We start from the raw sequence: 25,543 nt of genomic DNA, 5'->3' as shown, positions 1-25,543 counted from the left end.
TTAAGTAAAAAATAATAATATGAATTAATTGAAATGACTGTACTTCTAAAAATACAACAACTTAGAGACGAGCTACGTCAACACAACTACAATTACTACATTTTAGATAATGCAACAATTAGCGATTACGAGTTCGATATAAAGTTAAAGGAGCTTCAGGCTTTAGAGGAGGCGCACCCTGAGTTTTTTGATGCCAATTCGCCAACACAACGCGTAGGAGGTGAGATTACCAAAAATTTTAAAACAACGGTTCACGATTTCAGGATGTATTCTTTAGACAATTCGTATTCTAAAGAAGATTTATTGGATTGGGAAACGAGGATTAAAAAAATGGTCGATGGTGAGGTGCAATATACCTGTGAGCTTAAGTATGATGGAGCGTCTATGAACCTAACTTACGAAAACGGAAAGCTGCTAAGAGCCGTGACACGTGGTGATGGAGTGCAAGGAGATGAAGTAACAGCAAACGTAAAGACCATAAAAACGGTTCCGTTGCAACTAAAAGGAGATTATCCTGAGCGTTTTGATATTAGAGGTGAAATAATTTTACCTATTGAAGGCTTTCTGAAAATGAACGAAGAGCGCATAGCCAATGACGAAGAACCTTACCGAAACCCAAGAAATACAGCTTCAGGAAGTTTAAAGCTACAAGACAGTGCTGAAGTTGCTAAACGACCTTTAGAGTGTTTGCTCTATAGTATAAAAGGTAATAATCTCAATATTCAATCGCAGTTTGAAGGTTTGGAAAAGGCGAGAGCTTGGGGATTTAAAGTACCAAAAGAAGCTAAACTAGTAAATTCCATTGATGAGGTTTTAGAGTATATTGAGTATTGGGATAAACATCGCCATGATTTACCATATGAAATAGATGGAGTAGTAGTTAAAGTTAATAGTTTCTATCAGCAAGATGAGCTAGGCTTTACGGCAAAAGCTCCGCGTTGGGCAATGGCTTATAAGTTTAAGGCAGAGCAAGTTTCAACACGATTAAATGAAATTACATACCAAGTTGGTAGAACTGGTGCTATAACACCAGTTGCCAATTTAGAACCTGTGCAACTTGCAGGAACAATAGTAAAACGTGCGTCGTTACATAATGCCGATCAGATTGAAAAATTGGACATAAGAGAAGGTGATGAGGTGTTTGTAGAAAAAGGAGGTGAAATTATTCCGAAGATTATTGCAGTGGATTTTACCAAAAGACCAGAAAATTCACAGCCAACACAATACATAAGCCATTGCCCAGAATGTCATACCGAATTACAACGTATAGAAGGAGAAGCGAAACATTATTGTCCTAATTATAATGGTTGTCCACCGCAGGTTGTTGGTCGTATTCAGCACTACATCTCTAGAAAAGCTATGGATATTGATGGTTTGGGAGGTGAAACAGTTGCATTATTGGTTAAAGAAGGATTGATCAGTAATTATTCAGATTTATACGAACTGACCGTAGAGCAAGTTATTCCGTTAGAGCGAATGGCAGAAAAAAGTGCCGAGAATTTAATTAATGGAATAGAAGCTTCAAAACAAATTCCTTTTGAGCGTGTACTTTTTGCACTCGGAATACGTTATGTAGGTGAAACAGTTGCTAAAAAATTAGCTAGGCATTACAAATCTATTGATGCATTGATGTTTGCTTCAACCTTAGATTTAGTTACAGTTGATGAAATAGGCGAGCGTATTGCTGAAAGTGTTGTTGAGTTTTTCTCTTCAGAAGAAAACAGAACCATTATAGAGCGATTAAAGGCTTTTGGAGTACAGTTAGAAATCTCTGCTGAGAAACTTGCGAATCAAACTGATAAGTTAAAAGGCTTATCAATTGTAGTTTCTGGAGTCTTTGAAAGTATTTCTAGAAATGAACTCAAAAAACTCATAGAAGATAACGGAGGCAAAGTTTCCTCATCTATCTCATCTAAAACAAGTTACTTGGTGGCAGGTGATAAAATGGGACCAAGTAAACGCGTAAAAGCAGAAGACTTGAGTGTTCCAATCCTTACAGAGCAGGAGTTTTTAGAGATTTTGAAATAATTTCCTACAAAAAAATATGCTTTTTATCGATAAAATGTATTTTTTTATCGTTTAATTGTAAAATTATTTTATATTTGATGCATTAATAAGGGATTAATTAATAATGTTTATAAATAGACTAGTAAAAGTAGTATTATTGCTTTTAGGTGGAGTGTTCGTGTTGCTTCAAGGTTTTGCTTTTGAAGTTGAAGGATCTGCCGTAGGAGCTATATCTTTAGTATTGCTCGCAATACTGTATTGTATTTGGACAAAAAACAAGACCAAATTTTTCTTTTGGTTTTTAGTTACCTTTATGGTTGCACAATTACTAAGTTATGCGGCTTATTACGCTCCAGAAGTTGATGAAATAAAGGTTGATTATTATTATTACGGTGCAAATATCCTTTACATTATATCTTATTTGTTTTTGATTACTAGAATTGTTACCGAATTAAAATTTAAAGCTGTTTTTAAAGAATTGGCAATTCCTATAGTAGTGCTTATTGTATTAGATGTTTTTTGTGTGACATTGGTTACGGATACTGCTCAAAGAGCGCTTTCAGTGTATGAGTATAGTCTTGAGTTTGTTTATAATGCTGTTATTATGGTGCTGCTTTCTGTAGCATTGATAAATTATATGTATAGAAATGATAATAAGTCTATTCTGTTTTTAATTGGCTCTATTTGTATTGTGTTTTCCGAAATTATACAACTAGCCTATTACTATATTTTAGAAGATAAAAACTTAGGGTTTATTTATTCTTTTTTCTTGGTTGTAGCTTTTATATTTTTCTACATTCAGTCTCAATTACAATTCACAGGTCCAGAACCGACTTATTACGACGAACAATTAGAAGCTTAACTTATTGCCAATAACAGGTATGGTTTTACGCTGAGTGTATAATATAATAGCACTGAGAATAAAAGTTACAATTGCAGTGCAAAACAATACACCATTATCACCTTTTACTTCAATACCCAATTTTGTTAAATGCATTAGTATGGCTCCTCCAATTATAATAAGCGTTAAAGTTGCTCCAATCCAAATGGTTTTTGGGATTAAGAGTAGAATACCTGCAATGAGTTCTAAAATGCCAATTCCTATTCTGCCATAAGGTTCTAAACCAATAGTTTCAAAAATATAAACACTAACGTCATCAGCAGTAAATTTAAAACGTAGTGTTTGAATAAGAATAAGTGCTACAATTATTCTTAGTACTAAAATAGCTTTTCTAGATGTCATGATTTCAATAGTTGTACTGAAATCTTAGACGCTTCAATTTTAGATGCTTACAAAAATTTTATACTATTATTGAAGCTCCGTTGGCTTTCGTCGCTTTTCCAGGTTCAAAATAAAAGTCGATTCTTCCAAGATATAAACCATAAGCACCAACCTGATTAATAAGTACATTATTACCTATACTGTTCTTTTCTATAGTTGGTTTTGGTAAAAACGTATGTGTATGTCCACCGATAATGAGATCAATATCTTTTGTAGCTTTAGCTAAAGATAAATCGCAAACTCTATCTGGAACATTACTATAATGATAACCAATATGAGAAAGGCATATAACCAAATCACAAGCCTTTTCTTCTTTGAGGATACGAGACATATCCTGAGCTATTTCAATTGGGTCATGGTAAACAGTTTCCTTATACATGTTTTTATCAACAAGCCCATCAAGTTGAACACCTAAGCCAAACACACCTATCTTAATGCCGTCTTTAACAAAAATCTTATAGGGTTTTACATGCGTATCCATTACGGTATTTGAAAAGTCGTAGTTGGCAGATACAAATTCAAATTTAGCATGTGGTAATTGCGCAAAAAGACCATCAATACCATTGTCAAAATCATGATTACCAATGGTTGCTAAATCATAGTTTAGCATGCTCATGAGTTTAAATTCTAATTCACCACCATAATAATTAAAATATGGTGTCCCTTGAAAAATATCACCAGCATCTAATAAAAGTGTATTGGGATTTTCTTTTCTAATGGACTCCACCAATGTAGCACGTCTGGCCACACCACCTTTATTAGCATTTCTGCCATCTTCAGGTCCAAAAGGTTCAATATGGCTATGCACATCGTTGGTGTGTAGAATCGTTATTTTTTTGGCTTTAGAGGCATCAAAAGATTGTAATCCTATACCACCTAAACCCAATAACGCTGTTGCTGCTGTAGATTGCTGTATAAATTGTCTTCTCTTCATAGTTTAATTGTTAAGCATAATAAAACGATTATCACGTATAGGATTAATGGTGTCTTTCTTTTTAAAATAATCTATGAGAACGTTACGCACCTTATAATCTAGCACATACAAACTATCATTTGGTTGAAAAAAGGTCATGCGATCTCCACCGTTATAAAGGTAGTCGTTTGTTGCTACATAATATGTGGCAGTTTTATGTATAGGTTTTCCGTTTATGGTAGCAGATTCAACTTCAGAATTTGAGTTTAAAGTTAATTGTAATTGACTTGAAACTGGGTGTGCACGTTTGGCTTTAGAGAGGTAGTCCATCATTTGAAAAATTTGCTCACCTTTTAACGCTACAACAACAACTGAATTTTCAAAAGGCATAACCTCAAAAGCTGTTCTGGTTGTTACATTTCCTTTAGAAATTATAGATCTAATGCCTCCATGATTTAAAAGCACAAAATCAATAGTTTCGCCAGTTCTTTTGTTGAAGATGGGATTGCTTTCTGCAAAAACAGCATCTGCCATTAAGTTGCCAATAGCTGTGTTGAGTTCGCCGTCAGATTTAGAATAGGTTTCAGGCGCGTAAGAAATAACACTATCCAGATTTTTGTTGACATTTTCTCTATACGGAGCAATGAAATTTTCTATAGTAGAATCTGAAGCAATAGCTTCATTAATCTCAACACGTTTTCCTTCTATTTTTGAGATATGCGAATCGTTATTACACGAAAAAAATAAAAGTAAAATGCAGAATTTAAAAATATGTTTAATAGTCATTGAATAACTTCTGTTTAGTTAACAAATATTGTTGGTGCTTTTGTTAAATTTGCACACAGGTTAAAGATAAATGTTTTTAAAGGCTTTTAAAGAAAAATCGAATCGAAAATACGTTAACAAATTGTTAGACGCTCCTAAGGTAGCAGTTAATAACAATAAGGTTAAGACGGTTGCTGTTTTGTTAAATGCTGAAGAATATGATGATTTTGAGATGTTTAGGCAGTATTTTAGGCAGTTAGAGTTAACATCTCCAAAGCATAAAATTATTGCTTTTACCAGTGATGATAAATATGAGTCTAGCCAATGGGAAACTTATTTTAGTCCAAAGGACTTTGGCTGGAAAGGTAAAATCAACAACATTGACTTGCAGGCTTTTATTGATGAGGATTATGACGTTTTGGTAAGTTATTATAAGAAGCAAAACTTATTTCTAAATTTAATTACAGCTGCATCCAAAGCAAATTTTAAAGTAGGTCTTTGTAGAGATGATGAACGTTTATATGATCTTATAATAGATGTAAAGCCAAAAGAAATTAAAACATTTAAAACTGAATTAAAAAAATATTTAAACATTCTAAATAAATTATAATGACCAAATTTATAGGCACAGGAGTTGCACTAATAACACCATTTACGGCAGATTTGAAGATTGATTTTGATGCGCTTCAGAAATTAGTGGAATACAATATTGAAAACGGCATCGAATATTTAGTAATAAGCGGTACAACTGGCGAAAGCGTAACTGTTACGGCAGAGGAGAAGAAGGAATTGGTGAAATTCATAGCTAAGGTCAATAATGGTAGATTGCCTTTGGTTTTAGGCATCGGAGGGAACAATACAGCTGCTGTAGTTAATGAAATAAAAACAACAGACTTCTCTGGTATTGATGCTATTTTGTCAGTATCACCATATTATAGTAAGCCAACACAAGAAGGCATTTATCAGCATTTCAAAGCAGTTTCAGAAGCTTCTCCAATACCAATTATATTATATAATGTACCAGGTAGAACATCATCTAACATGTTGCCTGAAACAACCTTAAGACTAGCTAAAGATTTTAAAAACATTATAGCAGTAAAGGAAGCTGGTAACAATGTGCATCAATATTTAGAATTATTGAGAACAAAGCCAAAGGATTTTCTGGTACTATCTGGTGATGATGACTTAGCTTTAGGAGTTGCATTAGCAGGTGGCTCAGGTGTAATTTCGGTAATAGGTCAGGCATTACCAAAAGAGTTTTCTGAAATGATTAGATTAGGTATTGCAGGTAAAGCAAAAGAAGCTTATGATTTACATTTTAAGTTAATGCCAATAACCGGATTGATTTTTTCTGAAAACAATCCAGCAGGTATAAAAGCAGTTTTAGAGGCTTTGGATATTTCCAAATCCCACGTGCGATTGCCTTTAGTTGAAGCAACGGATAAGCTTAAAGAAAACATCAAAAATGCTTTAACTGTTCTGGGTAAAAGTTAAATTTAAACTAAACTATATTCAACACTAAAAACAAGGTTTATTTTAGCATATAATTTTTGTTTTCAAAATCCGTTAAAAATGCGTACTTTTGCATCTTGTTTAAAATTTATGAAGCGAGGACTTTACATACTATTTACTGCTGTTTTATTGATTTCGTGTAGCGATTTTCAAAAAACATTAAAATCTGATGATGTTGGAGCGAAATTCAATATGGGTACAGAATTGTTTGAAGCTGGTAAATATAACAAAGCTAAGAGACTTTTCGATCAAATACTTCAACAGTATAGAGGAAAACCTCAAGCAGAGAAACTAACCTTCATGCATGCCATGTGTTCGTATAAAATGGGAGATTACTATATTTCTAGCTTTCATTTTGATAAATTCACAGATGTGTATCCACAAAGTGAAAAAGCAGAAGAAGCATCTTTTTTAGCTGCAAAAGGCTATTATTTCAACTCTCCGATTTATACAAAAGAGCAGAAGGAAACTGTAGAAGCTATTGAGAAATTGCAATTATTTGTTAATGCTTATCCAAATTCACAATACCTTTCTGAGGCTAATACACTAGTAAAGGAATTGGATTATAAGCTAGAAAAGAAAGCTTTTGAAATTGCCAAGCAATACAATTTAATTAGAGATTATAAAGCATCCGTTAAATCGTTCAGTAACTTTTTGTTGGAATTTCCGGGTACGACACTTAGAGATGAAGCAATGTACTACAGATTTGATTCAGCATATAATTTAGCGATGCTGAGTGTTGACTACTTAAAAGAACAACGTCTTAAAGATGCTATAGGCTATTATAATTCGTTAAAAAAAGCGTATCCAAATTCTGAGTTTTTGGATGATGCAACTATAATGAGTGAAGAATTACAAAAAGAATTAAATACATTTACTAAAAGTTAATCTAATGATGGATTTAAAAAAAACAGATGCACCTGTAACAACTGTTACTTATAACAGAAATGAAGTTGATGCTCCAACAGATAACATTTACGAAGCTATTTCTGTAATAGCAAAACGTGCAGAACAAATAAACACAGACATAAGACGTGAGTTAATTGACAAGCTTGAAGAGTTTGCAACCTACAACGACAGTCTTGAAGAGATTTTTGAAAACAAAGAACAAATTGAAGTTTCTAAGTTTTACGAAAAATTACCAAAACCACATGCTTTAGCAGTTAAAGAGTGGTTAGATGATAAGATCTATCACAGAAATACTGAGGATACTCAGGAATAAATTTTCATGTCTATTCTAAAGGACAAAAACATTTTATTGGGCATTACTGCTGGTATTGCCGCATATAAGTCTGCCAATTTAGTCAGATTATTCATTAAAGCAGGTGCTAACGTTAAAGTCGTTATGACACCTGCTTCTAAGGATTTTATAACTCCACTTACACTTTCCACATTATCTAAAAACCCTGTATATTCTTCTTTTGTAGACGAAGAAGATGATAACCAAGTTTGGAACAATCATGTTGACTTAGGCTTGTGGGCAGACTATTTTGTTATTGCGCCTGCAACAGCAAATACTATGGCAAAAATGGCTAATGGTGTTTGTGATAACATTTTATTGGCTACATATCTTTCTGCAAAATGTCCTGTGTATTTTGCTCCAGCTATGGATTTGGATATGTACAAGCATCAATCTACAAAAACCTCGTTTGAAAAGTTAACATCTTATGGTAACAAGATGATTCCTGCGGGAACAGGTGAACTTGCAAGTGGTCTAGTTGGTGAAGGTCGCATGGCAGAGCCAGAAGATATCGTGGATTTTATTGAAAAGGATGTTTTAAATCAATTGCCATTAAATGGGCGGCAGGTTTTGATTACTGCTGGTCCAACTTATGAAGCATTAGATCCTGTACGTTTTATAGGAAATCACTCAAGTGGAAAAATGGGGTTTGAAATCGCCAATGCAGCAGCCAATCTTGGTGCTCATGTAACTTTGGTTACAGGACCAACACATCAGAAAATAGTGCATAACTTAGTGCAGATAAAACCAGTAGTTAGTGCAGAAGAAATGTATAATGAGGTTCATAAGCATTTTAAAGCCTCAGACATAGCCATACTATCTGCAGCAGTAGCTGATTATAAACCAAAAACTGTAGCAGACAAGAAAATAAAAAAGAAGGATACGACGTTTAGTATTGAGTTAGAAAAAACAAAAGACATTCTAAAATCCTTAGGAGAGATTAAAGCTAAGCAATTTTTAGTTGGTTTTGCGTTAGAGACCAATAACGAACTAGAACACGCCAAAGGCAAACTAAAATCTAAGAATTTAGATTTGATAGTTCTTAATTCTTTGCAAGACAAAGGTGCTGGTTTTGGCGTGTCAACAAATAAAGTTACATTTATAACGTCGTCTAACGATATCATAGAACATAAACTTAAATCTAAGGCAGAAGTTGCTACAGATTTAATGCAACAGATATTAAAACAGTTACATGCGTAAGATATTAGTATTATTAGTATTAGCAGTTTCGGCCATTGGCTTTTCACAAGAGTTGAATTGTACAGTTGCGGTCATTGCACAACAAACAGGTAATGATAACAATGTTGTTTTTAAAACTTTGGAAAAGCAACTAAACGAATTTATTAATAATACCCAATGGACAGAAAAGTCCTTTGCTCCTCAAGAACGCATTAATTGTAATATGGTAATTAATATTAGGGAGTATGAGAATGACAGATTTAAGGCTTCATTGCAAGTATCGTCTTCTCGTCCAATATATAATTCTAGTTACAGTTCACCAGTGTACAACTATAATGATAAGGAATTTAACTTTCAGTACTTAGAATTTCAGAATTTAGTATATAATCCAGTTCAGTTTGAATCTAATTTAGTGTCCGTATTATCTTTTCATGTGTTTATGATTTTAGGTATGGATGCAGATACTTTTGCGCTCAATGGAGGATCTGATTATTTTGAACAAGCGCAAACCATAGCTAATTATTCACAACAACTTAATGGGCAAGGATGGAAATTAGAAGATGGCTTACAATCACGTTTTGCCTTAATCGATAATTTGGTTTCGCCTACATTTAAAGAAATTAGGTCAACCATGTACAGTTACCATATTGAAGGTTTAGACAAAATGGCTGAAGATGTTAAAGGAGGTAAGGCATTGATTATTTCAACCTTAACAGAATTAGATAAGATACATAGAAGACGACCAAACTCTTACCTGTTACGTGTTTTTTTCGATGCTAAATCAGATGAGCTAATGGATATACTTTCTGGTGGTCCAAGCGTTAATATTACAGATGCTGTTGATATCTTAAACAGAATTGCTCCTATGCATTCCCAAAAATGGAGGAATATTAAGTTCTAAATTTTCAAAATTATTCTGCTGTCATGCTTTGCAGAACCAAAGTGTGTTTAAGTTGAATATTTCAAGTTCAAACTATTAATTTGAAGTTGTAAATCTTTACTTTTGTAATAACAAATTACAAATTTTTGCTCACCTCGTTATACATAAAAAATTACGCTCTCATTGATGAGTTAAATGTTAAGTTTAACAATGGGTTGACGATCATCACTGGTGAAACTGGTGCTGGTAAGTCTATTCTATTGGGAGGTTTGTCTTTAGTTTTAGGTAAGCGTGCTGATTTAAGTCAAATTAAAAACACAGATGAAAAATGTATCATCGAAGCTGTTTTTGATGTGGCTAACTATAATTTAAAATCACTTTTTAAATCATTGGATTTAGATTATGATGTGCAAACCATTATAAGACGAGAAATTTTGCCTTCAGGAAAATCCAGAGCATTTATTAATGATACTCCAGCTACACTAGATAGTTTATCTACTTTAAGCAATTACCTTATAGACATACACTCGCAGCACCAAACGCAGCAATTAACTCAAGATGATTATCAGTTTAAGGTTATAGATGCCTTAGCCGACAATGCTTCAACTATAGATTTATATAAAATACAGTTACAGGAATTCAAATCACTTCAAAAAGCATTGGAAGCATTGAAATCTTCTAAAGCTGAAATGATTAAGGAGTATGATTATAATCTATTCTTAACCAAAGAGCTCAATGAAATTAATCTAGAGCATGTAAATCTTGAAGATTTAGAATCAAAATATGAAGAACTCAACAATGTTGAGGTCATAGGAGAGAAACTCAATAATACCAAAGCAATTTTAAGTACAGAAGATTTAGGCGCTATCGACCAATTACATAGTGCTAAACAAGAATTGTCTAAAATTATTGGGTTTGGACAAGCCTATGAAGCTTTATCTCAACGTATTGTTAGTGTAGGAATAGAGCTCGATGATATTTTAACCGAAGTAGATAATTTACAGGAAAACTTATCCGCAGATCCACAAGAGTTAGAGCGTGTTAATGCTAAGCTTCAAATACTTAACAATCTGTTTCAAAAGCATGCTGTATCAGATGTAGCAGAACTTATTGATATTAAGAACCAGTTAGAAGCTAAAATTTCTAATACCGAAGGTTTAGATGATGCTATTGCTAAAAAAGAACAAGAGATTGAAAGCCTGCTTAAAAATCTTAATAAAGAAGCTTTAGAAATACACAATAGAAGAAAAAAGGTAATTCCTATTTTAATTTCAAAATTAGAAGCAATATTGGCAGATTTAGGCATGCCAAATGCCAAATTTAAAATAGAACTAGAGCATAAAGAACAATATACGGCAAACGGAAAGGATAGCTTGCAGTTTTTGTTTACGGCAAATAAAGGTTCTAACTTTAGTGAATTAAAAAAAGCGGCATCAGGAGGAGAATTATCTCGTATCATGCTAGCAATAAAATCTGTTTTGGCAGAGTATATTCAATTACCATCTATTATGTTCGATGAAATTGATACAGGTGTTTCTGGAGAAATATCCAATAAAATGGGAAGCATCATGAAACAGATGAGTGCTAAGATGCAAGTATTTACAATAACTCATTTGCCACAAATTGCAGCAAAAGGGAACACACATTTTAAGGTTTATAAAACCGATAGTGAAGATGAAACGCACACACAATTGAAAAAATTAAATGAAGCTGATCGTATTGTGGAAATTGCCCAAATGCTTGGAGGACTCAATGTAACTGAATCGGCAATGGCACATGCAAAACAATTACTCAATTAATATTATATTTACATATTAAATAACTAACAAACAACATAACAACTATGGCATATAACTTACTTAAAGGAAAAAAAGGAATCATTTTTGGAGCATTAGACGAAAATTCAATCGCATGGAAAACTGCAGAACGTGTACACGAAGAAGGTGGAACATTTGTATTAACCAATGCACCTGTAGCAATGCGTATGGGACAAATTAACGCTTTAGCAGAGAAAACAGGATCACAGATTATTCCTGCAGATGCAACATCTGAAGAAGATTTACAAAATCTTATAGAGCAATCTATGGAAATATTAGGAGGAAAATTAGATTTTGTACTGCACTCCATAGGTATGTCTATAAATGTTAGAAAAGGAAGAGCTTACACTGACCAAAAATACGATTGGACCCAAAAAGGAACTGATGTTTCTGCAATGTCTTTCCATAAAGTTATGCAAACCTTATATAAAGCTGATGCCATGAATGAATGGGGAAGTATTGTAGCCTTAACTTATATGGCTGCACAACGTGTATTCCCAGACTACAACGATATGGCAGATAACAAAGCCTATTTAGAAAGTATAGCGCGCAGTTTTGGCTATTTCTTTGGAAGAGATAAAAACGTAAGGGTAAATACCATTTCACAATCACCAACACCAACGACTGCTGGTAGTGGAGTAAAAGGTTTTGATGGCTTTATTGCTTATGCCGAAAAAATGTCACCATTAGGTAATGCCACAGCAATGGATTGCGCCAACTATACCGTAACCTTATTCAGTGATTTAACTAAGCGCGTAACTTTGCAAAACCTCTATAACGATGGTGGTTTTAGCAATATGGGAGTTAGTGATGCTGTTATGGAAGCTTTTGTGGATAGTCAGTAAACTGCATAAAACATACACTTTACAGCCATTATACAATTAGTGTAATGGCTTTTTTTTATATTGCTTAAAAATATTAGTCATGAAATTAGTCTTTTCTATAACGTTGTTAAGCTTTATGTTGCAGATAAATGCTCAGATAGCTTTTCAAAATCAAGCTTCCATTAGAGGTATTAATGAAGATACTGGAATTGTAAGCATGGGTGGTGGTATCAGTTTTGCTGATTTTGATGGAGATGGATTAGATGATATATCTTTGGGTACTGGACCAGGAGAATCTATTCAATTTTATAAAAATTTTGATGGTTTTTTTGTTCAACAAGACCTTTTGCCAATTGATTTAAATTTTCAAAATAAATCCATAACATGGGTGGATTTTGACAATGATGGTGATAAGGATTTATTTGTGGCTAGCCAAACCAATGGCAATAAATTATTTGAACGACAAGATGATAATTCTTTAGTGGATATAACGAGTTCAGCTGGGTTTGTTACAGATAATATGTTCACTTATGGAGTTTCTTGGGGAGATGTAAATAATGATGGCTGTTTAGATGTTTATATATCTAATTATACGCTTCAAGTTATTACAAATTATTTTTATTTAAATAATTGTGATGGCACATTTTCCGAGGTGACAGATGCTGTAGGGCTCAGTAATTCACCAGCACTAACTTTTTGTTCAGGTTTTTTTGATTTTAATAATGATGGTTGGGTAGACCTATATATCGCTAATGATAAAACAAAACAAAACTTTTTGTACAAAAATAATGGTGACGGGACATTTATGGATGTTAGCACATCTTCAGGTACGGATTTAGTTGTAGATGCCATGTCTGTTACCATAGATGATTATAACAATGACGGCTACTTTGATATTTTTATGACCAATACTCCAAATAACGAAGCAACAACGATAGGCAGTACTATTTTATTAAAGAACAATGGCGATGAAACTTTTACTAATGTTTCTGCAAGTAGTGGGGCACAACTTAATAGTTGGTCTTGGGGAGCTAGTTTCTTTGATGCAGAAAATGATATGGATTTAGATCTTTACGTCAGTTGTTCCTACGATGGAAGTCAAGGTTATCCATCTTATGCATTTTACGAAAATAATGGAAACGAAACTTTTATGAACTCTACTACTGTAGGGTTAGATAATACTGGGGAAAGTTTTGCGTCCGCCATAGGAGATATAGATAATGATGGGTTAGAAGATATTATTGTAATTAACAATGATTCTTCACCATTTCTATGGAAAAACTTAACAATAACAGGTAATGATTATTTAAAGATAAAATTGATAGGTACTATTTCTAATGCAGATGGTATTGGTGCTAAAATCGAAGTATTGTCAAATGGAGTTACCCAATACCGCTATACAATGTGTGGTGAAGGTTATCTAAGTCAAAACTCGTCAATAGAAACTTTTGGTGTAGGAGATAATACAACTGTAGAAAATGTAAAAGTAACTTGGCCTAGTGGAGTAGTAGATGTATTTAATAATGTAACATCGAATCAATTATTTACAATAACAGAAGGTATTACTTTATCATCAAACGATTTTGAAAATGATAGTAAATTAAAGGTGTTAAATCCAGTTAACGACTTTGTTTACATAGGAACAGACAAGACCATTAGCAAGTTGATAATATACGATTTGCAAGGGAAAATTATTTTAGATACAGAAATACTTGGTAGCGATACCAAAATAAATGTTAGTAATCTTACTTCGGGTATATATATAGGTAAGTTGGAATTTATTGATGGGATACTTGAAGTTTTTAAATTTTTTAAAATTTAAAAACACTAAATAAAGCTCTTAATTTGCTTGGTCTAAGCCAAAACTTTCAGCTCTTCACCAAAACATTTAAGTTTCACTTTATCGATTAAAATTGCAGATTGTCGGTTTGTCTCTTTTCGTTGCTAATTTTGTATATAATTAACATATTTTTATAGTATTACTAACTTAAAACATATTTTTTATGAAGAAAATTACTTATTTAGTATTGTGCATGTTTATTGGTGGTTTAATGACTGCTAATGCTCAATACTCATTTCCTGCTGTTGCAGGTCCAGTGGTTGTTGCAGCGGGCTCACCAGTAACACTAAATATTAATGATGCGGCTAATGCGGCTGGCGTACCTGCAGGTATGTATTCTACATTTTCTGTCTCTGTAGATTGGGCAGAGGATGCAGGAAATCCTTTCAGCAGTGAAGCGGATTTAACAATGACCACTACTGCAGGTTCAGTTTTAATTGACCCAGCGACAACAGGTTCTGCTGGTAGTGCGAATCCTACCACGATGACTTTTGATGGTACTTTCACAGCAGATTACGATCCTACAACAGATGGATTTATGGACATTGTCCTTAACCAATCTTGGAGTGGGAGTTCTGCAAATTGGTCTAATATTGTTGTAACAATTGTTCCAGCATTAACATGTACTCCACCTGCTGGAACAGTTGTTCTTGGTGCAGTAGATTGTTCTGCTGGTACTTTTGAAGTTGATGTAGATATTACTGACTTGGGTGATGGAAGTCCTTCGTTGTTTGATGGAACAAACACTTTTCCAATTGCTGCTACTGGACCTTTTTCAGTCGCAGGATACCCAATAGGAACACCTATTACTTTTACTTTATTGCATGGTAGCGACGCTCTTTGTGATCAAGATTTAGGAACTATTGAAGATGGCTGTCCTATATTTAGTGCTGTGGATTGTGCTGCAGGTACACCTGTAAATACTACTTTTTGTTATGGTGATGACGCAGATATTCAATATAGTTTTACATCGTCAGATGGATCTCCTTTAAGAGTAGATTTTGTTGAAGGTTATTTTGAAGATTGTTGTGATGATATTATCATTTACGATGGATTAACAACGTCTGATCCGGTATTATTTCAAAGTGATACTAATGCAGGGGATGATGCAACAGGCATTTCGGCGATATCTACTGGAGATTCTGTTTTAGTTAGATTAGTTTCAGATGGTTCTGTGAGTTGCGATGCTGGTTCTGGTTCTGGTATATCTTTAAATTTTGATGTATCATGTAGTTCTTGTACTCCTGCAACGGCTACTGCAAGTGTCGTTGATGATTGCGATATCTCAGGTGGATTTAATATTGTTGTTGATATAACAGATTTAGGATCTGCTACAGATATTACCTTGTCTGATGACCAAGGTAGTGCTGATCAAAATGTAACGGTAATAGGTATGTATACTTTTGGGCCTTATGTTAACGGTACTGATGTTTCTATAACTTTAGCGGACGATGCTGATGCGCAATGTACTGAAACTTTTGCTAGTTTAACTCAAACTGTATGCCCTCCTGCAAATGATGACTGTGCAAATGCCATAGCGTTAACACCTGGAGGGGTTTTTACAGATAACCCTGTTACTGGACAAACAAATGCTGGTGCTACAGATTCTGGTGAGATGCCTTTACCAGGTTGTGCTACTTATGACCCTGCGGACGTCACTGGTAATGGAGGAGATGTTTGGTATGCTGTTACAGTACCTTCTGATGGTAACTTAACTATTGAAACTGATTCTGACCCAACAGGAAATGGAGGAGATGGCGGAATGGCAGTATACTCAGGTACATGTGGCTCGTTGGCTCTTTTTGAATGTAATGATGATGGTGGAAATGGACTTTATAGTCAAGTTGTTATCGAACCAGCCGATGGTTTAGCAGACCAAACTGTTTATATTAGAGTTTGGGAGTTAGGTGGTAATGCTGTAATTAATTTCCAAGTGTCTGCATTTAGTGCTACACTCGGTATTGATGATGTCGAAAACAGCTCGGCTTTTACATTCTATCCTAACCCAGTTAAAAATACATTAACATTAAATGCTCAAAACACTATTGAGAATGTTACCATGTATAATATGCTAGGTCAAGAAGTATTAAGAGCTACACCTAATAATGTAGATAGTGATTTAGATATGTCTGGCTTACAAAATGGTACTTACTTTATTAAAGTAACTATTGCCAATACTACTAAAACTATAAGAGTTATTAAGCAGTAAGCTTTAGAATTTAATAATTGCATTTAAAAGCCACCCATTGGGTGGCTTTTTTATTCCTTAATTATAAGTATGGTCTTCATAAGGAATCAATAGAGAAGCTATAGCTAACTTATTTTCAATGTTAGATTTATTGAGCTTATAAAGTAGTATGTTTATGTAAATCCTAATATGATAGTAGCACCAGAGGTATATGAGTTAGCGATTTAGTAAGAATGTTTTTAGTTATAATAATACATCCATAATAATTAACCAGATAAAAAAAGAGGTTTTTTACGAACATTTCTAATAGATAAACTACAATAAATTGCGATGATATTATGTGGTATTTGTTTGAAAAAAATCTTCTAATTAACAGTAAAATTGAAAAAATCATAAAAATTTAACCAATTAAGTATTAAGTTATTAGATAATGTAGGTTGCTTGTCGTCATTTTCTTGGTGTTTATCGAATTGTTAATATGTTGCTGTAGTTTTTTTCTTGATAAAGGTTTTATTATGAATAATTTACAAGTCTATTAATCAATTCATTAACTAAAACATTAAACATGAAGAAAATTACTTATTTCGTGTTGTGCTTATTTATTGGTGGTTTAATGACCGCTAACGCACAATACTCGTTTCCCGCAGAACCTGGACCGGTGGTTGTTGCCCAAGGTTCACCTGTGACGCTAAATATTAATGATGCTGTTAACACAGCTGGTGTACCAGCAGGTATGTATTCTACATTTTCTGTATCTGTAGATTGGGTGGCCAACAGCGGAAACCCATTCGCTAGTGAAGCGGATTTAACAATGATTACGGCAGCAGGATCCGTATTAATTGACCCTGCAACTACTGGTGGTAATTCTAGTGCAGCTCCTACCACGATGACTTTTGATGGTACATTTACTGCAGATTATGATCCTGCTACAGATGGTACTATGGATATAGTACTCAACCAATCTTGGTCTGGGTCAGTGGCAGACTGGTCTAATATTGTCGTTACACTTTATCCTGCTCTTGCATGTACAACAGCTAATGTAGAACCTGGTGATGTCTTTGATGATTGTGCTAATGATCAATTTTTTGTCGATTTTGCTTATATCGACATAGGAGATTCTATAGGTATTAGTGATGGTACTACTACATACCCTATTGTAGATATGGATGTGAATACAGGTCCTTATAGCCTAGGTACTTCAGTAACATTCACTGTTGTTCATTCTGACCCTGCATGTGATTTCTCAATAGGTACTTTTAGTGATACTTGTGTTTCAGCAAATGACGATTGTGCTAATGCTATGCCTGTTGCATGTTTAGATAATCTAACTTTTAATACAGGCGGAGATACAGATACAGATGGAAACGGTAGAGTAGATACTTGGTTTTCGTTCTTAGGAACAGTTGCCGGTGATGAAGTTACTTTAGCAACTTGTGGTTCTGATTTTGATACAACACTTACTGTTTATGATGCTTGTGCAGGAACTGAAGTAGCATTTAATGATGACTCTTGTGGTTTGCAATCTGAAGTGTCATTTACTTCTGATGCAGCGACTACATATTTAATTAGAGTAGAAGGGTATAATACGGCTACAGGAAATGCAGTTTTAGATGTATCGTGTGCATCTACAACACCACCCTCTAATGATACTTGTGATACTGCAATCGCTTTAGATTGTGATGATAATACCGATTCTGGAAATTCTGATTTAGCAACTGATGATGATTTAAATGGATATCCTGAAGTATGGTATTCATTTACAGGTGATGTAGTTGGTGATGAAGTAACTATTAGTTTATGTGGATCTAGTTTTGATACTTTTATGACAGTATATACGGCTTGTATCGATGGAGCTATAGTTACTGGTAATGATGATTCATGTGGCTTACAGTCTGAAGTTACATTTACTTCTGATGGTGTTTCAACATACCTTATAGCCGTAGAAGGCTTTAATGGTGCAACTGGTAATTATGAGATAAATGTTTCTTGTGCATCTTCCTCAATACCTGATAATGATGATTGTCTTTCTGCAGAGGCTATATTATGTAATGAAACAGTTTTAGGGAATTCAGATTCTGCAACTGATTCAGATGGCAATGGTAGTGCAGATGTATGGTACTCATACGTAGGTTCAGTTGTTGATGATACTGTTACTGCTAGCCTTTGTGGTTCTGGTTTCGATACGATTATCACAGTATTTGATGCTTGTGATGGAACGGAAGTTACTGCTAACGATGATTTTTGTGGTTTACAATCTGAAGTATCATGGTTATCTGATGGTGTAACTACCTATTTGATTAGAGTAGAGGGCTTTGATGGCGAAACAGGTGATTATGAGTTATCTTTCTTATGTGATTCTGAGACACCACCAGCTAATGACGAAGCAGCAGGAGCTATTGATTTACCAGTAGGTGATACAGTATGCGAAAGCCCAGTTTTAGCAAATAACCTTTATGCAACTACTTCTGTAGAAAATGTTAATACTGCAGATTGCACCTTTGCTGGAGGTATTCCTCAAGGTGATGTTTGGTATAAAGTAACAGTACCTTTTACAGGAGAGATTACAGTAGAAACAAGTACCACAGGTGAAATTACAGATACTGTAATGACAATTTATCGTGGAACATCTGGAAATTTAGTAGAAGTAGGTTGTAGTGATGATGAAGGAACTGGTGCGTTCTCTATTATTGAGTTAACGGCTGCAGATGGAATTTCTCCAGAAGACGTTCTTCTAGTAAGAGTTTGGGAGTATGGTGATAATGAAAAAGGAACATTTAATGTTTGTGCGTGGTCACCAACTACTTTAGGTATTGATGATAACACTTTTGAAGGATTTAGTTACTATCCAAATCCAGTTAAAAATACATTAACATTAAATGCTCAAAATACTATTGAGGATGTTACTATGTATAATATGCTTGGTCAAGTAGTATTAAAAGCTACTCCTAATGCAATTAATACAGATGTAGATATGTCTGCATTGTCTAATGGTGCATATTTTGTACAAGTGACTATTGCTAACACTACTAAAACTGTAAGAGTTATTAAACAGTAGGTTTGTTAACTTATAAATTTTTAAAAGCCGCTAGTAATAGCGGCTTTTTTTATTATATTGATGTATCTAATGTTTTTTATATGATTGCACGTTATCAAATAACATTGTTTTATGTGTTTTTAATATGCAATGGTTTGATGGCTCAGGTTACGTTTTCAAATGAAGCCTCAAATATTGGTATAGAAGCTATCTGTGGAAATTCACTTTACGGCAGTGGCATTACTTTTTTTGACTATGACAACGATGGTTGGGATGATATTACCATTGCTTCAGCTCAAGGTGATCCTGTACGTTTCTTTAAAAATATTAATGGCAATTTTGTAGAGCAAACCCTAAATATTGCAAATAATAACTGGCGTAACAAACAAGTAAATTGGGTAGATATTGATAATGATGGTGATAACGATTTGTTTATTACCAGTGATACCAGCGGCAATAAACTCTATAAAAATCTCGGCAATATGATAATGGAAGACATTACCGCGTCCTCTGGTATGTTAACAGAAGTATTGGTAAGTTATGGAGCATCTTGGGGAGATTATAACAATGATGGCTTTTTAGATGTATTTGTTAGTAATAGACACACAAACATACCCAACGTATTATATAAAAACAATGGAGACCTTACGTTTACTATAGTAAATACAGAAGCTGGTATTATTAATGAAGGCATGTTGTCATTCTGCTCAGCTTTTTTTGACTTTAATAATGATGGTTATCAAGACATCTATGTTTCAAATGATAAAATTGAAAACACCAATATACTTTACAAAAATAATGGAGATGGTACGTTTACAGATGTAAGCGATGTATCTGGAACTGGTATAGCCATTGATGCTATGTCTGTAACCATAGATGATTTTAATGCAGATGGTTGGATGGATATTTACGTTACCAATGATGTTGTCGGTAATGTGTTCTTAAAAAATAACGGTGATGGTACGTTTACAGATATTGCAGAGATAACAAATACCACATTTAATAGTGTGGGTTGGGGCGCTGTTTTTTTAGATGCCGATAATGATAGTGATTTAGACTTATACGTTAGCGGTGAGCATTATGGGTCAGTTCCTGGATATTTATCTTCTGCCTTTTATAAAAATAATAATAACGGTACATTTAGTATAAATAATGCCGCAGTACCTGGTGATTTGGCTATAAGCTACTCTAATGCTATAGGTGATACTGATAATGACGGTTACCCGGAAATTGTTGTAAACAATATTAACCATGATAATATTTTTCTTTGGAAGAATAACACAGCACCAACAAACAACTGGCTAAAAGTTAAGCTAGAAGGTACTCAAAGTAATAAAAACGGAATAGGTTCATTAATTGAAATATTTGCAAATGGAAATAAACAATACCGTTATACACTTTGCGGAGAAGGCTATTTGTCGCAGAATTCTGCTACTGAGATTTTTGGACTCGGTGCAACATCTAATATAGATTATATAAAGGTAAAGTGGTTAAGCGGCATAGAAGACATTATTTATGATATTAATGCCAATCAATATTTGCATATTGTGGAAGGAACTACACTTTCGGTAGATGATGCTGTATTGCACGCTTTTAAAGTCTACCCTAATCCGGTAAAAAACATACTTTATATCAATGGAAATAAAACCATTTCAGATGTCGCAATCTATAACATACTTGGGCAGAATATTTTAAGTAGTAATCCTAATACAACTGAAGTACAAGTTGATGTTTCATCTTTAGAAAAAGGAGTTTATTTTGTGAACATTTCTGATGCAACGTCGAGTGAAATTGTTAAAATAATCAAGCAGTAATGTTGTAATAATTTGTGTTTGGTTTACTTACCTTTGCTTTATATGAAGGATATTGCATTTTCATTTATTATTCCTGTGTATAATCGTCCTGAAGAGATTAAGGAACTGTTAGAAAGTTTTTTAAAATTTCAAGCTAATCTTGACTTTGAAATAGTCATAGTAGAAGATGGCTCCACACAAACTTCAGAAGCTATAGTCCATAGCTATAAAGAGCGATTAAACATTTCATATTATTACAAATCCAATTCCGGACCTGGAGATTCAAGAAACTTTGGAATGCAAAAAGCAAAAGGTAATTACTTTATCATATTAGATTCGGATGTTTTATTACCACCTAACTATTTGGTTGAAGTTAATAGCTTTTTAAGCAACACTTATTACGATTGTTTTGGCGGTCCTGATGCTGCTCATCATTCATTTTCTAATTTACAGAAGGCTATTAATTTTGCTATGACATCATTTATAACTACTGGTGGTATAAGGGGAGGAGATAAGCAGGTTGAGAATTTTCAGCCGAGAAGTTTTAATATGGGTTTATCTAAAAAAGCGTTCTTGGATTCTGGAGGATTTGGTAAAATCCATCCAGGTGAAGATCCAGATTTGTCTTTAAGATTACTTAATCTAGGTTACAAAACTACATTGATAAAGAAGGCTTACGTCTATCATAAACGTCGTATTTCTTGGTCTAAATTCTACAATCAGGTGCATAAATTTGGTTTGGTAAGACCTATTCTCAATCAATGGCATCCAAATTCTAAAAGTTTGGTGTATTGGTTTCCAACACTGTTCTGTGTGGGATTAATAGGTTCAGTTATACTGTTGGCATTCAATATAACATTGCCGTTTTATTTGTACTGTTTTTATTTTGCATTGGCTTTTATCTTAGCATTGTTTTCTACAAAAAGTATTATTGTGGCATTTCAATCTATTATAGCTATACTGGTGCAATTTTTTGGTTATGGTTATGGGTTTTTAAAATCTACATTCAGTTTATTGGTATTAAGGAAGCAGCCAAAGGAGGCGTTTCCAAATTTATTTTTTTGATAAAAGATGAATTCTAAGCGAAAATTAAATATAACAGAGTATCTAAAGAGACGTAACGTTAAGCGTTTTAGTTTGTTTATGGTTATAGCTTTTGTATTCTTAATTTTCTCAAAGTTGTCTAACGACTATAAGCAAAACATAAAACTAAATATCGCTATTGCAAATACCGAAGATGAAATAATGCTTCATCATGATTCTTTAAATAATATTGAGGTCTATATTGAAGCCAAAGGTTTTGCTTTGGTACCTTTTATTTTTAAGACATCAAAAACTATAGTTCTCGATGCCAAAACAGATGTTATAACAAGACCAAAGCATTACATTTTTGATGTACAAAAACATAGATTTCTTATTGAAGGTCAACTTGGTTCGTCGTACAAAGTGCTGTCAGTATTGCCAGATACTTTGTTTTTGCCATATTCTAAAAGAGCTTTAAAATACGTTCCTGTGGTTTTAAAAACAGATGTTAATTTTGCGTCAGGATATGATATTTTTAACGACTACACGTTAAGCATTGACAGTGTAAAAGTTGTTGGGTCTTCAGAAATCGTTAATGAAATACAGTCTGTTGAAACAAATACATTGCGCTTACAAGAGGTTAACACAGACATTGACAAAAATTTAAGCATTAATGTACCACAAGGTATAGAAGTGTATCCTAATAATGTAAATGTAAAAGCAGAAGTAAAACGTTTCACGGAAGGAAAAACTGAGGTTCCAATAACAATAAAAAATAAGCCAGCAAATATAGTGTTGAACTATTTCCCTAAGACAGTTACAGTATCGTATTACGTGGATTTAGATAATTATAACAAAATAGAAACTTCGGATTTTAGAGTAGAATGTGATTACGAAGCGATTGAAAATAATCAATCCTATTTTGTTCCTAAAATCGCAGCGCAACCAGAGTTTGTAAAGCGGGTAGGTATGAAGCAAAAACGTATTGATTTTATAAAACTATAATATGATAGTAGTTGGGCTTACTGGTGGAATAGGTAGTGGAAAAACCACAATTAGCAAGTGTTTTGCATCTTATGGAATTCCTGTTTATATAGCTGATGAAGAGGCTAAAGCACTTATGAACCGCTCTAAGGTCATTAAAAGAAAACTTGTTGAGTTATTTGGTGCATCTGCTTATAACGACAAAGGGTTGAACAGACCATACCTGGCATCAAAAATTTTTAACGATAAAGAATTATTGACTAAAATGAATGCCATTGTACACCCTAAAGTGGCATCACATTTTAAACGTTGGCTAAAAAAACAAGATGCTCCTTATGTCATTAAAGAAGCTGCAATAATTTTTGAAAACAATCTAGAAAGCCAATACAACTATATTATAACTGTTGTTGCCGATGAAAATTTAAGAATACAGCGTGTTATGAAGCGCGACGATGCTTCAAAACAAAAGATAGAATCTATAATTGCAAATCAGCTTAGTGACGAAGAAAAGATTAAAAAATCGGACTTTGTAATTGTAAATAATGACTTAAAAGTAGCCATGCAACAAGCAGAGGAAATTCATAAAAAAATACTTCAAAAATTAAAATAGGATTTACGCCTTTTGTTAAGGTAAGGTTAAACCTAATTTGTACTAAATGTTAAAATGTTAAATTTGACTGATGGGCAAGAAGCTATTCGTGTTATTGGTGGTGTTAATGAGTCTATCACTCATTGGTATAATCTTTGTGCAATCATTTTTTATAAACAATAGTTTAAAAAATGAGGAGAAGAATTTTACGTTAAGTGTTACACGTGCTCTTAGTTTTGTCTCAAGGGATATTGAGGAATTTGAGCTTAAAAAGTATTACAGTTTAATTCAACCTTACATTGCTGAAGACAGAATGCCTGATTCAACAATTATCAGGCAATTGTACATTACCACTGAAGATAATGTTAATGACGAAACCATAGTTCATAGAAATACGATTTTGGAGGAGCGTTTTAAAGTGCCCTCATTGTTCTTTGAAATTGATGCAGACAGTATAAATGTTAGTAGTTTTACTAATAAACGAGTTACAGACTACTATAACAGATCTAGGTTAGACGGAAATTTCTTAAGTATAAAGCCTGAGAGAAGTTTAGTAGAGTTTTCTAAAATGCCGGAGATTCAAAAGCAGAGTTATGAAGCCTCTTTTAAAACGTTATTAAAGGATGTGCCTATACATAAGAGGGTTGCCAACAAACTTGTAAAAAAATTATTAAAGCAAAAATTACATAATGAAGGCATAGATTTAAATTTTGAATTTGCTATATACGATGATGATTTAGCAACCAAAATACAGACTATAAATTTTAATAAAAGTCCAGAAACAACGGTAGGAATACCAGTTTTTTTAGATAATAATAACGAGAGTAATTATACACTTTATGTCGATTTTCCTGATAGAAAAAAATACCTTCTATCTTCGATATTATGGATGGTAGTATTATCAATAGTATTTACTGGTGTTATAATTTTAGCGTTTTCTAGTGCAATTTATCAATTGATAAGACAGCGTCAGATTTCGCAAATAAAAACGGATTTTATTAATAATATGACGCATGAGTTTAAAACACCTATTGCGACTATAAATTTAGCCCTAGATGCAATTAAAAACCCTAAAATAATTAACGACCAAGACAAGGTTAAACGTTATTTAGGAATGATTAAAGACGAGAATAAGCGTATGCATGCTCAAGTAGAAAATGTATTGCGAATTTCTAAATTAGAAAAAAATGAACTCAACATTAGTAAGGAGCGTATTAAATTACACGACTTAGTTGAAGATGCTATTACTCACGTAGAATTGATAGTAGAGGATAGAAAAGGGTATGTAAACACACATTTAAATGCTGATAAATCATCAGTTTTAGCAAACGAAACACATTTTACAAATGTGATTGTAAATATTTTAGACAATGCTATTAAATATTCAGACAATGCACCAAAAATTGATGTGTACACTGAAAATATTGGAAACAATGTTATATTAAAAATAGCTGACCAAGGTAACGGAATGTCAAAGCAAGTTGCCAAACGTGTGTTCGAGAAATTTTATAGAGAACACACAGGAAATGTACATAATGTAAAAGGGCATGGGCTTGGTTTAGCTTATGTAAAAAGAATAGTAGACGACCATCAAGGTCATATATCAGTAGAAAGTGAAAAAGGAAAAGGCAGTACTTTTATTATAAAGTTGCCGTTAATATCATAAAAACAAA

At 33.5% G+C, this 25,543-nt stretch carries 21 protein-coding genes; 18 read left to right on the top strand and 3 right to left on the bottom strand.

The window, feature by feature from the left end; genetic code table 11:
- Window positions 1-33: 33 nt before the first annotated feature.
- Together ligA and ACFFGA_RS08220 are read left to right on the top strand one after the other, a co-directional pair.
- The gene (ligA, locus tag ACFFGA_RS08225) at window positions 34-2,028 is read left to right on the top strand and encodes an NAD-dependent DNA ligase LigA (RefSeq protein ID WP_386062325.1); all 1,995 of its coding nucleotides are present in this window, start codon (window positions 34-36) and stop codon (window positions 2,026-2,028) included.
- Between the two features lie 103 nt (window positions 2,029-2,131).
- Window positions 2,132-2,869 carry a hypothetical protein gene (locus tag ACFFGA_RS08220; protein WP_386062323.1) on the top strand — a complete coding sequence of 246 codons (738 nt, stop codon included), beginning with the start codon at window positions 2,132-2,134 and terminating at the stop codon, window positions 2,867-2,869.
- On the opposite strand, the gene ACFFGA_RS08215 is transcribed toward ACFFGA_RS08220, so the two are convergent.
- Genes ACFFGA_RS08215 through ACFFGA_RS08205 form a run of 3 tightly spaced genes read right to left on the bottom strand, consistent with a single transcriptional unit; the run spans window position 2,858 to window position 4,988 of the window.
- Window positions 2,858-3,250, bottom strand: coding sequence for a DoxX family protein (locus ACFFGA_RS08215; protein WP_386062320.1), 393 nt, complete (start codon window positions 3,248-3,250; stop codon window positions 2,858-2,860). The genes ACFFGA_RS08220 and ACFFGA_RS08215 overlap by 12 nt on opposite strands.
- A 58-nt stretch (window positions 3,251-3,308) precedes the next feature.
- Complete coding sequence (locus ACFFGA_RS08210; RefSeq protein WP_386062318.1) at window positions 3,309-4,223, bottom strand: bifunctional metallophosphatase/5'-nucleotidase; 915 nt, start codon at window positions 4,221-4,223, stop codon at window positions 3,309-3,311.
- A 3-nt stretch (window positions 4,224-4,226) separates the two neighbouring features.
- Window positions 4,227-4,988, bottom strand: a complete 762-nt coding sequence (locus ACFFGA_RS08205; RefSeq protein ID WP_386062315.1) for a 5'-nucleotidase C-terminal domain-containing protein — start codon at window positions 4,986-4,988, stop codon at window positions 4,227-4,229.
- A 70-nt stretch (window positions 4,989-5,058) separates the two neighbouring features.
- Here ACFFGA_RS08205 and ACFFGA_RS08200 point away from each other — a divergent pair, with 70 nt between their 5' ends.
- From ACFFGA_RS08200 to ACFFGA_RS08125, 16 genes are all read left to right on the top strand, one after another.
- Window positions 5,059-5,577, top strand: a complete 519-nt coding sequence (locus tag ACFFGA_RS08200) for a DUF6913 domain-containing protein (RefSeq protein WP_386062313.1) — start codon at window positions 5,059-5,061, stop codon at window positions 5,575-5,577.
- A complete protein-coding gene (gene dapA / locus ACFFGA_RS08195; protein WP_386062310.1) occupies window positions 5,577-6,461 on the top strand; it encodes a 4-hydroxy-tetrahydrodipicolinate synthase in 885 nt (294 codons plus the stop codon). The genes ACFFGA_RS08200 and dapA overlap by 1 nt, the downstream gene beginning before the upstream one ends.
- A 108-nt stretch (window positions 6,462-6,569) precedes the next feature.
- Window positions 6,570-7,367: an outer membrane protein assembly factor BamD gene (locus tag ACFFGA_RS08190; protein ID WP_386062308.1), complete on the top strand. Its 798-nt coding sequence runs from the start codon at window positions 6,570-6,572 to the stop codon at window positions 7,365-7,367.
- A 7-nt stretch (window positions 7,368-7,374) separates the two neighbouring features.
- Window positions 7,375-7,701 (top strand): DNA-directed RNA polymerase subunit omega, encoded by a 327-nt coding sequence (locus ACFFGA_RS08185; protein ID WP_155087189.1) that lies wholly within the window; start codon window positions 7,375-7,377, stop codon window positions 7,699-7,701.
- Between the two features lie 6 nt (window positions 7,702-7,707).
- Window positions 7,708-8,919 (top strand): bifunctional phosphopantothenoylcysteine decarboxylase/phosphopantothenate--cysteine ligase CoaBC, encoded by a 1,212-nt coding sequence (gene coaBC, locus ACFFGA_RS08180; protein WP_386062305.1) that lies wholly within the window; start codon window positions 7,708-7,710, stop codon window positions 8,917-8,919.
- The gene (gene porD / locus ACFFGA_RS08175) at window positions 8,912-9,799 is read left to right on the top strand and encodes a type IX secretion system protein PorD (RefSeq protein ID WP_386062302.1); all 888 of its coding nucleotides are present in this window, start codon (window positions 8,912-8,914) and stop codon (window positions 9,797-9,799) included. The genes coaBC and porD overlap by 8 nt, the downstream gene beginning before the upstream one ends.
- A gap of 125 nt (window positions 9,800-9,924) precedes the next feature.
- Window positions 9,925-11,577: a DNA repair protein RecN gene (gene recN, locus ACFFGA_RS08170; protein WP_386062300.1), complete on the top strand. Its 1,653-nt coding sequence runs from the start codon at window positions 9,925-9,927 to the stop codon at window positions 11,575-11,577.
- Window positions 11,578-11,621: 44 nt separating this feature from the next.
- Window positions 11,622-12,440 carry an enoyl-ACP reductase FabI gene (locus ACFFGA_RS08165; protein WP_386062297.1) on the top strand — a complete coding sequence of 273 codons (819 nt, stop codon included), beginning with the start codon at window positions 11,622-11,624 and terminating at the stop codon, window positions 12,438-12,440.
- 79 nt (window positions 12,441-12,519) lie between these two features.
- The gene (locus ACFFGA_RS08160; RefSeq protein ID WP_386062294.1) at window positions 12,520-14,241 is read left to right on the top strand and encodes an FG-GAP-like repeat-containing protein; all 1,722 of its coding nucleotides are present in this window, start codon (window positions 12,520-12,522) and stop codon (window positions 14,239-14,241) included.
- 181 nt (window positions 14,242-14,422) lie between these two features.
- The gene (locus tag ACFFGA_RS08155) at window positions 14,423-16,468 is read left to right on the top strand and encodes a T9SS type A sorting domain-containing protein (RefSeq protein WP_386062291.1); all 2,046 of its coding nucleotides are present in this window, start codon (window positions 14,423-14,425) and stop codon (window positions 16,466-16,468) included.
- 544 nt (window positions 16,469-17,012) lie between these two features.
- On the top strand, window positions 17,013-19,502 hold the full coding sequence (locus ACFFGA_RS08150) for a T9SS type A sorting domain-containing protein (protein WP_386062288.1): 2,490 nt from the start codon (window positions 17,013-17,015) through the stop codon (window positions 19,500-19,502).
- A gap of 80 nt (window positions 19,503-19,582) precedes the next feature.
- Window positions 19,583-21,295, top strand: coding sequence for a T9SS type A sorting domain-containing protein (locus tag ACFFGA_RS08145; protein WP_386062285.1), 1,713 nt, complete (start codon window positions 19,583-19,585; stop codon window positions 21,293-21,295).
- Between the two features lie 42 nt (window positions 21,296-21,337).
- Window positions 21,338-22,339 carry a glycosyltransferase family 2 protein gene (locus ACFFGA_RS08140; protein ID WP_386062282.1) on the top strand — a complete coding sequence of 334 codons (1,002 nt, stop codon included), beginning with the start codon at window positions 21,338-21,340 and terminating at the stop codon, window positions 22,337-22,339.
- Window positions 22,340-22,345: 6 nt separating this feature from the next.
- Entirely contained in the window at window positions 22,346-23,302 is a 957-nt protein-coding gene (locus ACFFGA_RS08135) for a CdaR family protein (RefSeq protein WP_386062279.1), read from the top strand.
- A 1-nt stretch (window position 23,303) separates the two neighbouring features.
- Entirely contained in the window at window positions 23,304-23,891 is a 588-nt protein-coding gene (coaE, locus tag ACFFGA_RS08130) for a dephospho-CoA kinase (RefSeq protein WP_386062277.1), read from the top strand.
- Between the two features lie 70 nt (window positions 23,892-23,961).
- Window positions 23,962-25,536, top strand: a complete 1,575-nt coding sequence (locus ACFFGA_RS08125) for a sensor histidine kinase (protein ID WP_386062274.1) — start codon at window positions 23,962-23,964, stop codon at window positions 25,534-25,536.
- Window positions 25,537-25,543 lie beyond the last annotated feature (7 nt).

The organism is Winogradskyella pulchriflava (assembly GCF_042434315.1).
Taxonomy (GTDB): domain Bacteria; phylum Bacteroidota; class Bacteroidia; order Flavobacteriales; family Flavobacteriaceae; genus Winogradskyella; species Winogradskyella pulchriflava.
The sequence above is the reverse complement of the archived record's forward strand: the minus strand, read 5'-3'. Positions and strand labels throughout refer to the sequence as shown.

Excerpts from the sequence above, each read along its gene's own strand:
- ACFFGA_RS08220 (WP_386062323.1), top strand. The coding sequence starts at position 2,132 with ATGTTTATAAATAGACTAGTAAAAGTAGTATTATTGCTTTTAGGTGGA.
- ACFFGA_RS08165 (WP_386062297.1), top strand. The coding sequence starts at position 11,622 with ATGGCATATAACTTACTTAAAGGAAAAAAAGGAATCATTTTTGGAGCA.
- ACFFGA_RS08150 (WP_386062288.1), top strand. The coding sequence starts at position 17,013 with ATGAAGAAAATTACTTATTTCGTGTTGTGCTTATTTATTGGTGGTTTA.
- ACFFGA_RS08200 (WP_386062313.1), top strand. The coding sequence starts at position 5,059 with ATGTTTTTAAAGGCTTTTAAAGAAAAATCGAATCGAAAATACGTTAAC.
- ACFFGA_RS08125 (WP_386062274.1), top strand. The coding sequence starts at position 23,962 with ATGGGCAAGAAGCTATTCGTGTTATTGGTGGTGTTAATGAGTCTATCA.
- ACFFGA_RS08145 (WP_386062285.1), top strand. The coding sequence starts at position 19,583 with ATGATTGCACGTTATCAAATAACATTGTTTTATGTGTTTTTAATATGC.
- ACFFGA_RS08155 (WP_386062291.1), top strand. The coding sequence starts at position 14,423 with ATGAAGAAAATTACTTATTTAGTATTGTGCATGTTTATTGGTGGTTTA.
- coaBC (WP_386062305.1), top strand. The coding sequence starts at position 7,708 with ATGTCTATTCTAAAGGACAAAAACATTTTATTGGGCATTACTGCTGGT.
- ACFFGA_RS08160 (WP_386062294.1), top strand. The coding sequence starts at position 12,520 with ATGAAATTAGTCTTTTCTATAACGTTGTTAAGCTTTATGTTGCAGATA.
- coaE (WP_386062277.1), top strand. The coding sequence starts at position 23,304 with ATGATAGTAGTTGGGCTTACTGGTGGAATAGGTAGTGGAAAAACCACA.
- ACFFGA_RS08140 (WP_386062282.1), top strand. The coding sequence starts at position 21,338 with ATGAAGGATATTGCATTTTCATTTATTATTCCTGTGTATAATCGTCCT.
- ACFFGA_RS08210 (WP_386062318.1), bottom strand. The coding sequence starts at position 4,223 with ATGAAGAGAAGACAATTTATACAGCAATCTACAGCAGCAACAGCGTTA.
- ligA (WP_386062325.1), top strand. The coding sequence starts at position 34 with ATGACTGTACTTCTAAAAATACAACAACTTAGAGACGAGCTACGTCAA.
- porD (WP_386062302.1), top strand. The coding sequence starts at position 8,912 with ATGCGTAAGATATTAGTATTATTAGTATTAGCAGTTTCGGCCATTGGC.
- ACFFGA_RS08215 (WP_386062320.1), bottom strand. The coding sequence starts at position 3,250 with ATGACATCTAGAAAAGCTATTTTAGTACTAAGAATAATTGTAGCACTT.
- dapA (WP_386062310.1), top strand. The coding sequence starts at position 5,577 with ATGACCAAATTTATAGGCACAGGAGTTGCACTAATAACACCATTTACG.
- ACFFGA_RS08185 (WP_155087189.1), top strand. The coding sequence starts at position 7,375 with ATGGATTTAAAAAAAACAGATGCACCTGTAACAACTGTTACTTATAAC.
- ACFFGA_RS08190 (WP_386062308.1), top strand. The coding sequence starts at position 6,570 with ATGAAGCGAGGACTTTACATACTATTTACTGCTGTTTTATTGATTTCG.
- ACFFGA_RS08205 (WP_386062315.1), bottom strand. The coding sequence starts at position 4,988 with ATGACTATTAAACATATTTTTAAATTCTGCATTTTACTTTTATTTTTT.
- ACFFGA_RS08135 (WP_386062279.1), top strand. The coding sequence starts at position 22,346 with ATGAATTCTAAGCGAAAATTAAATATAACAGAGTATCTAAAGAGACGT.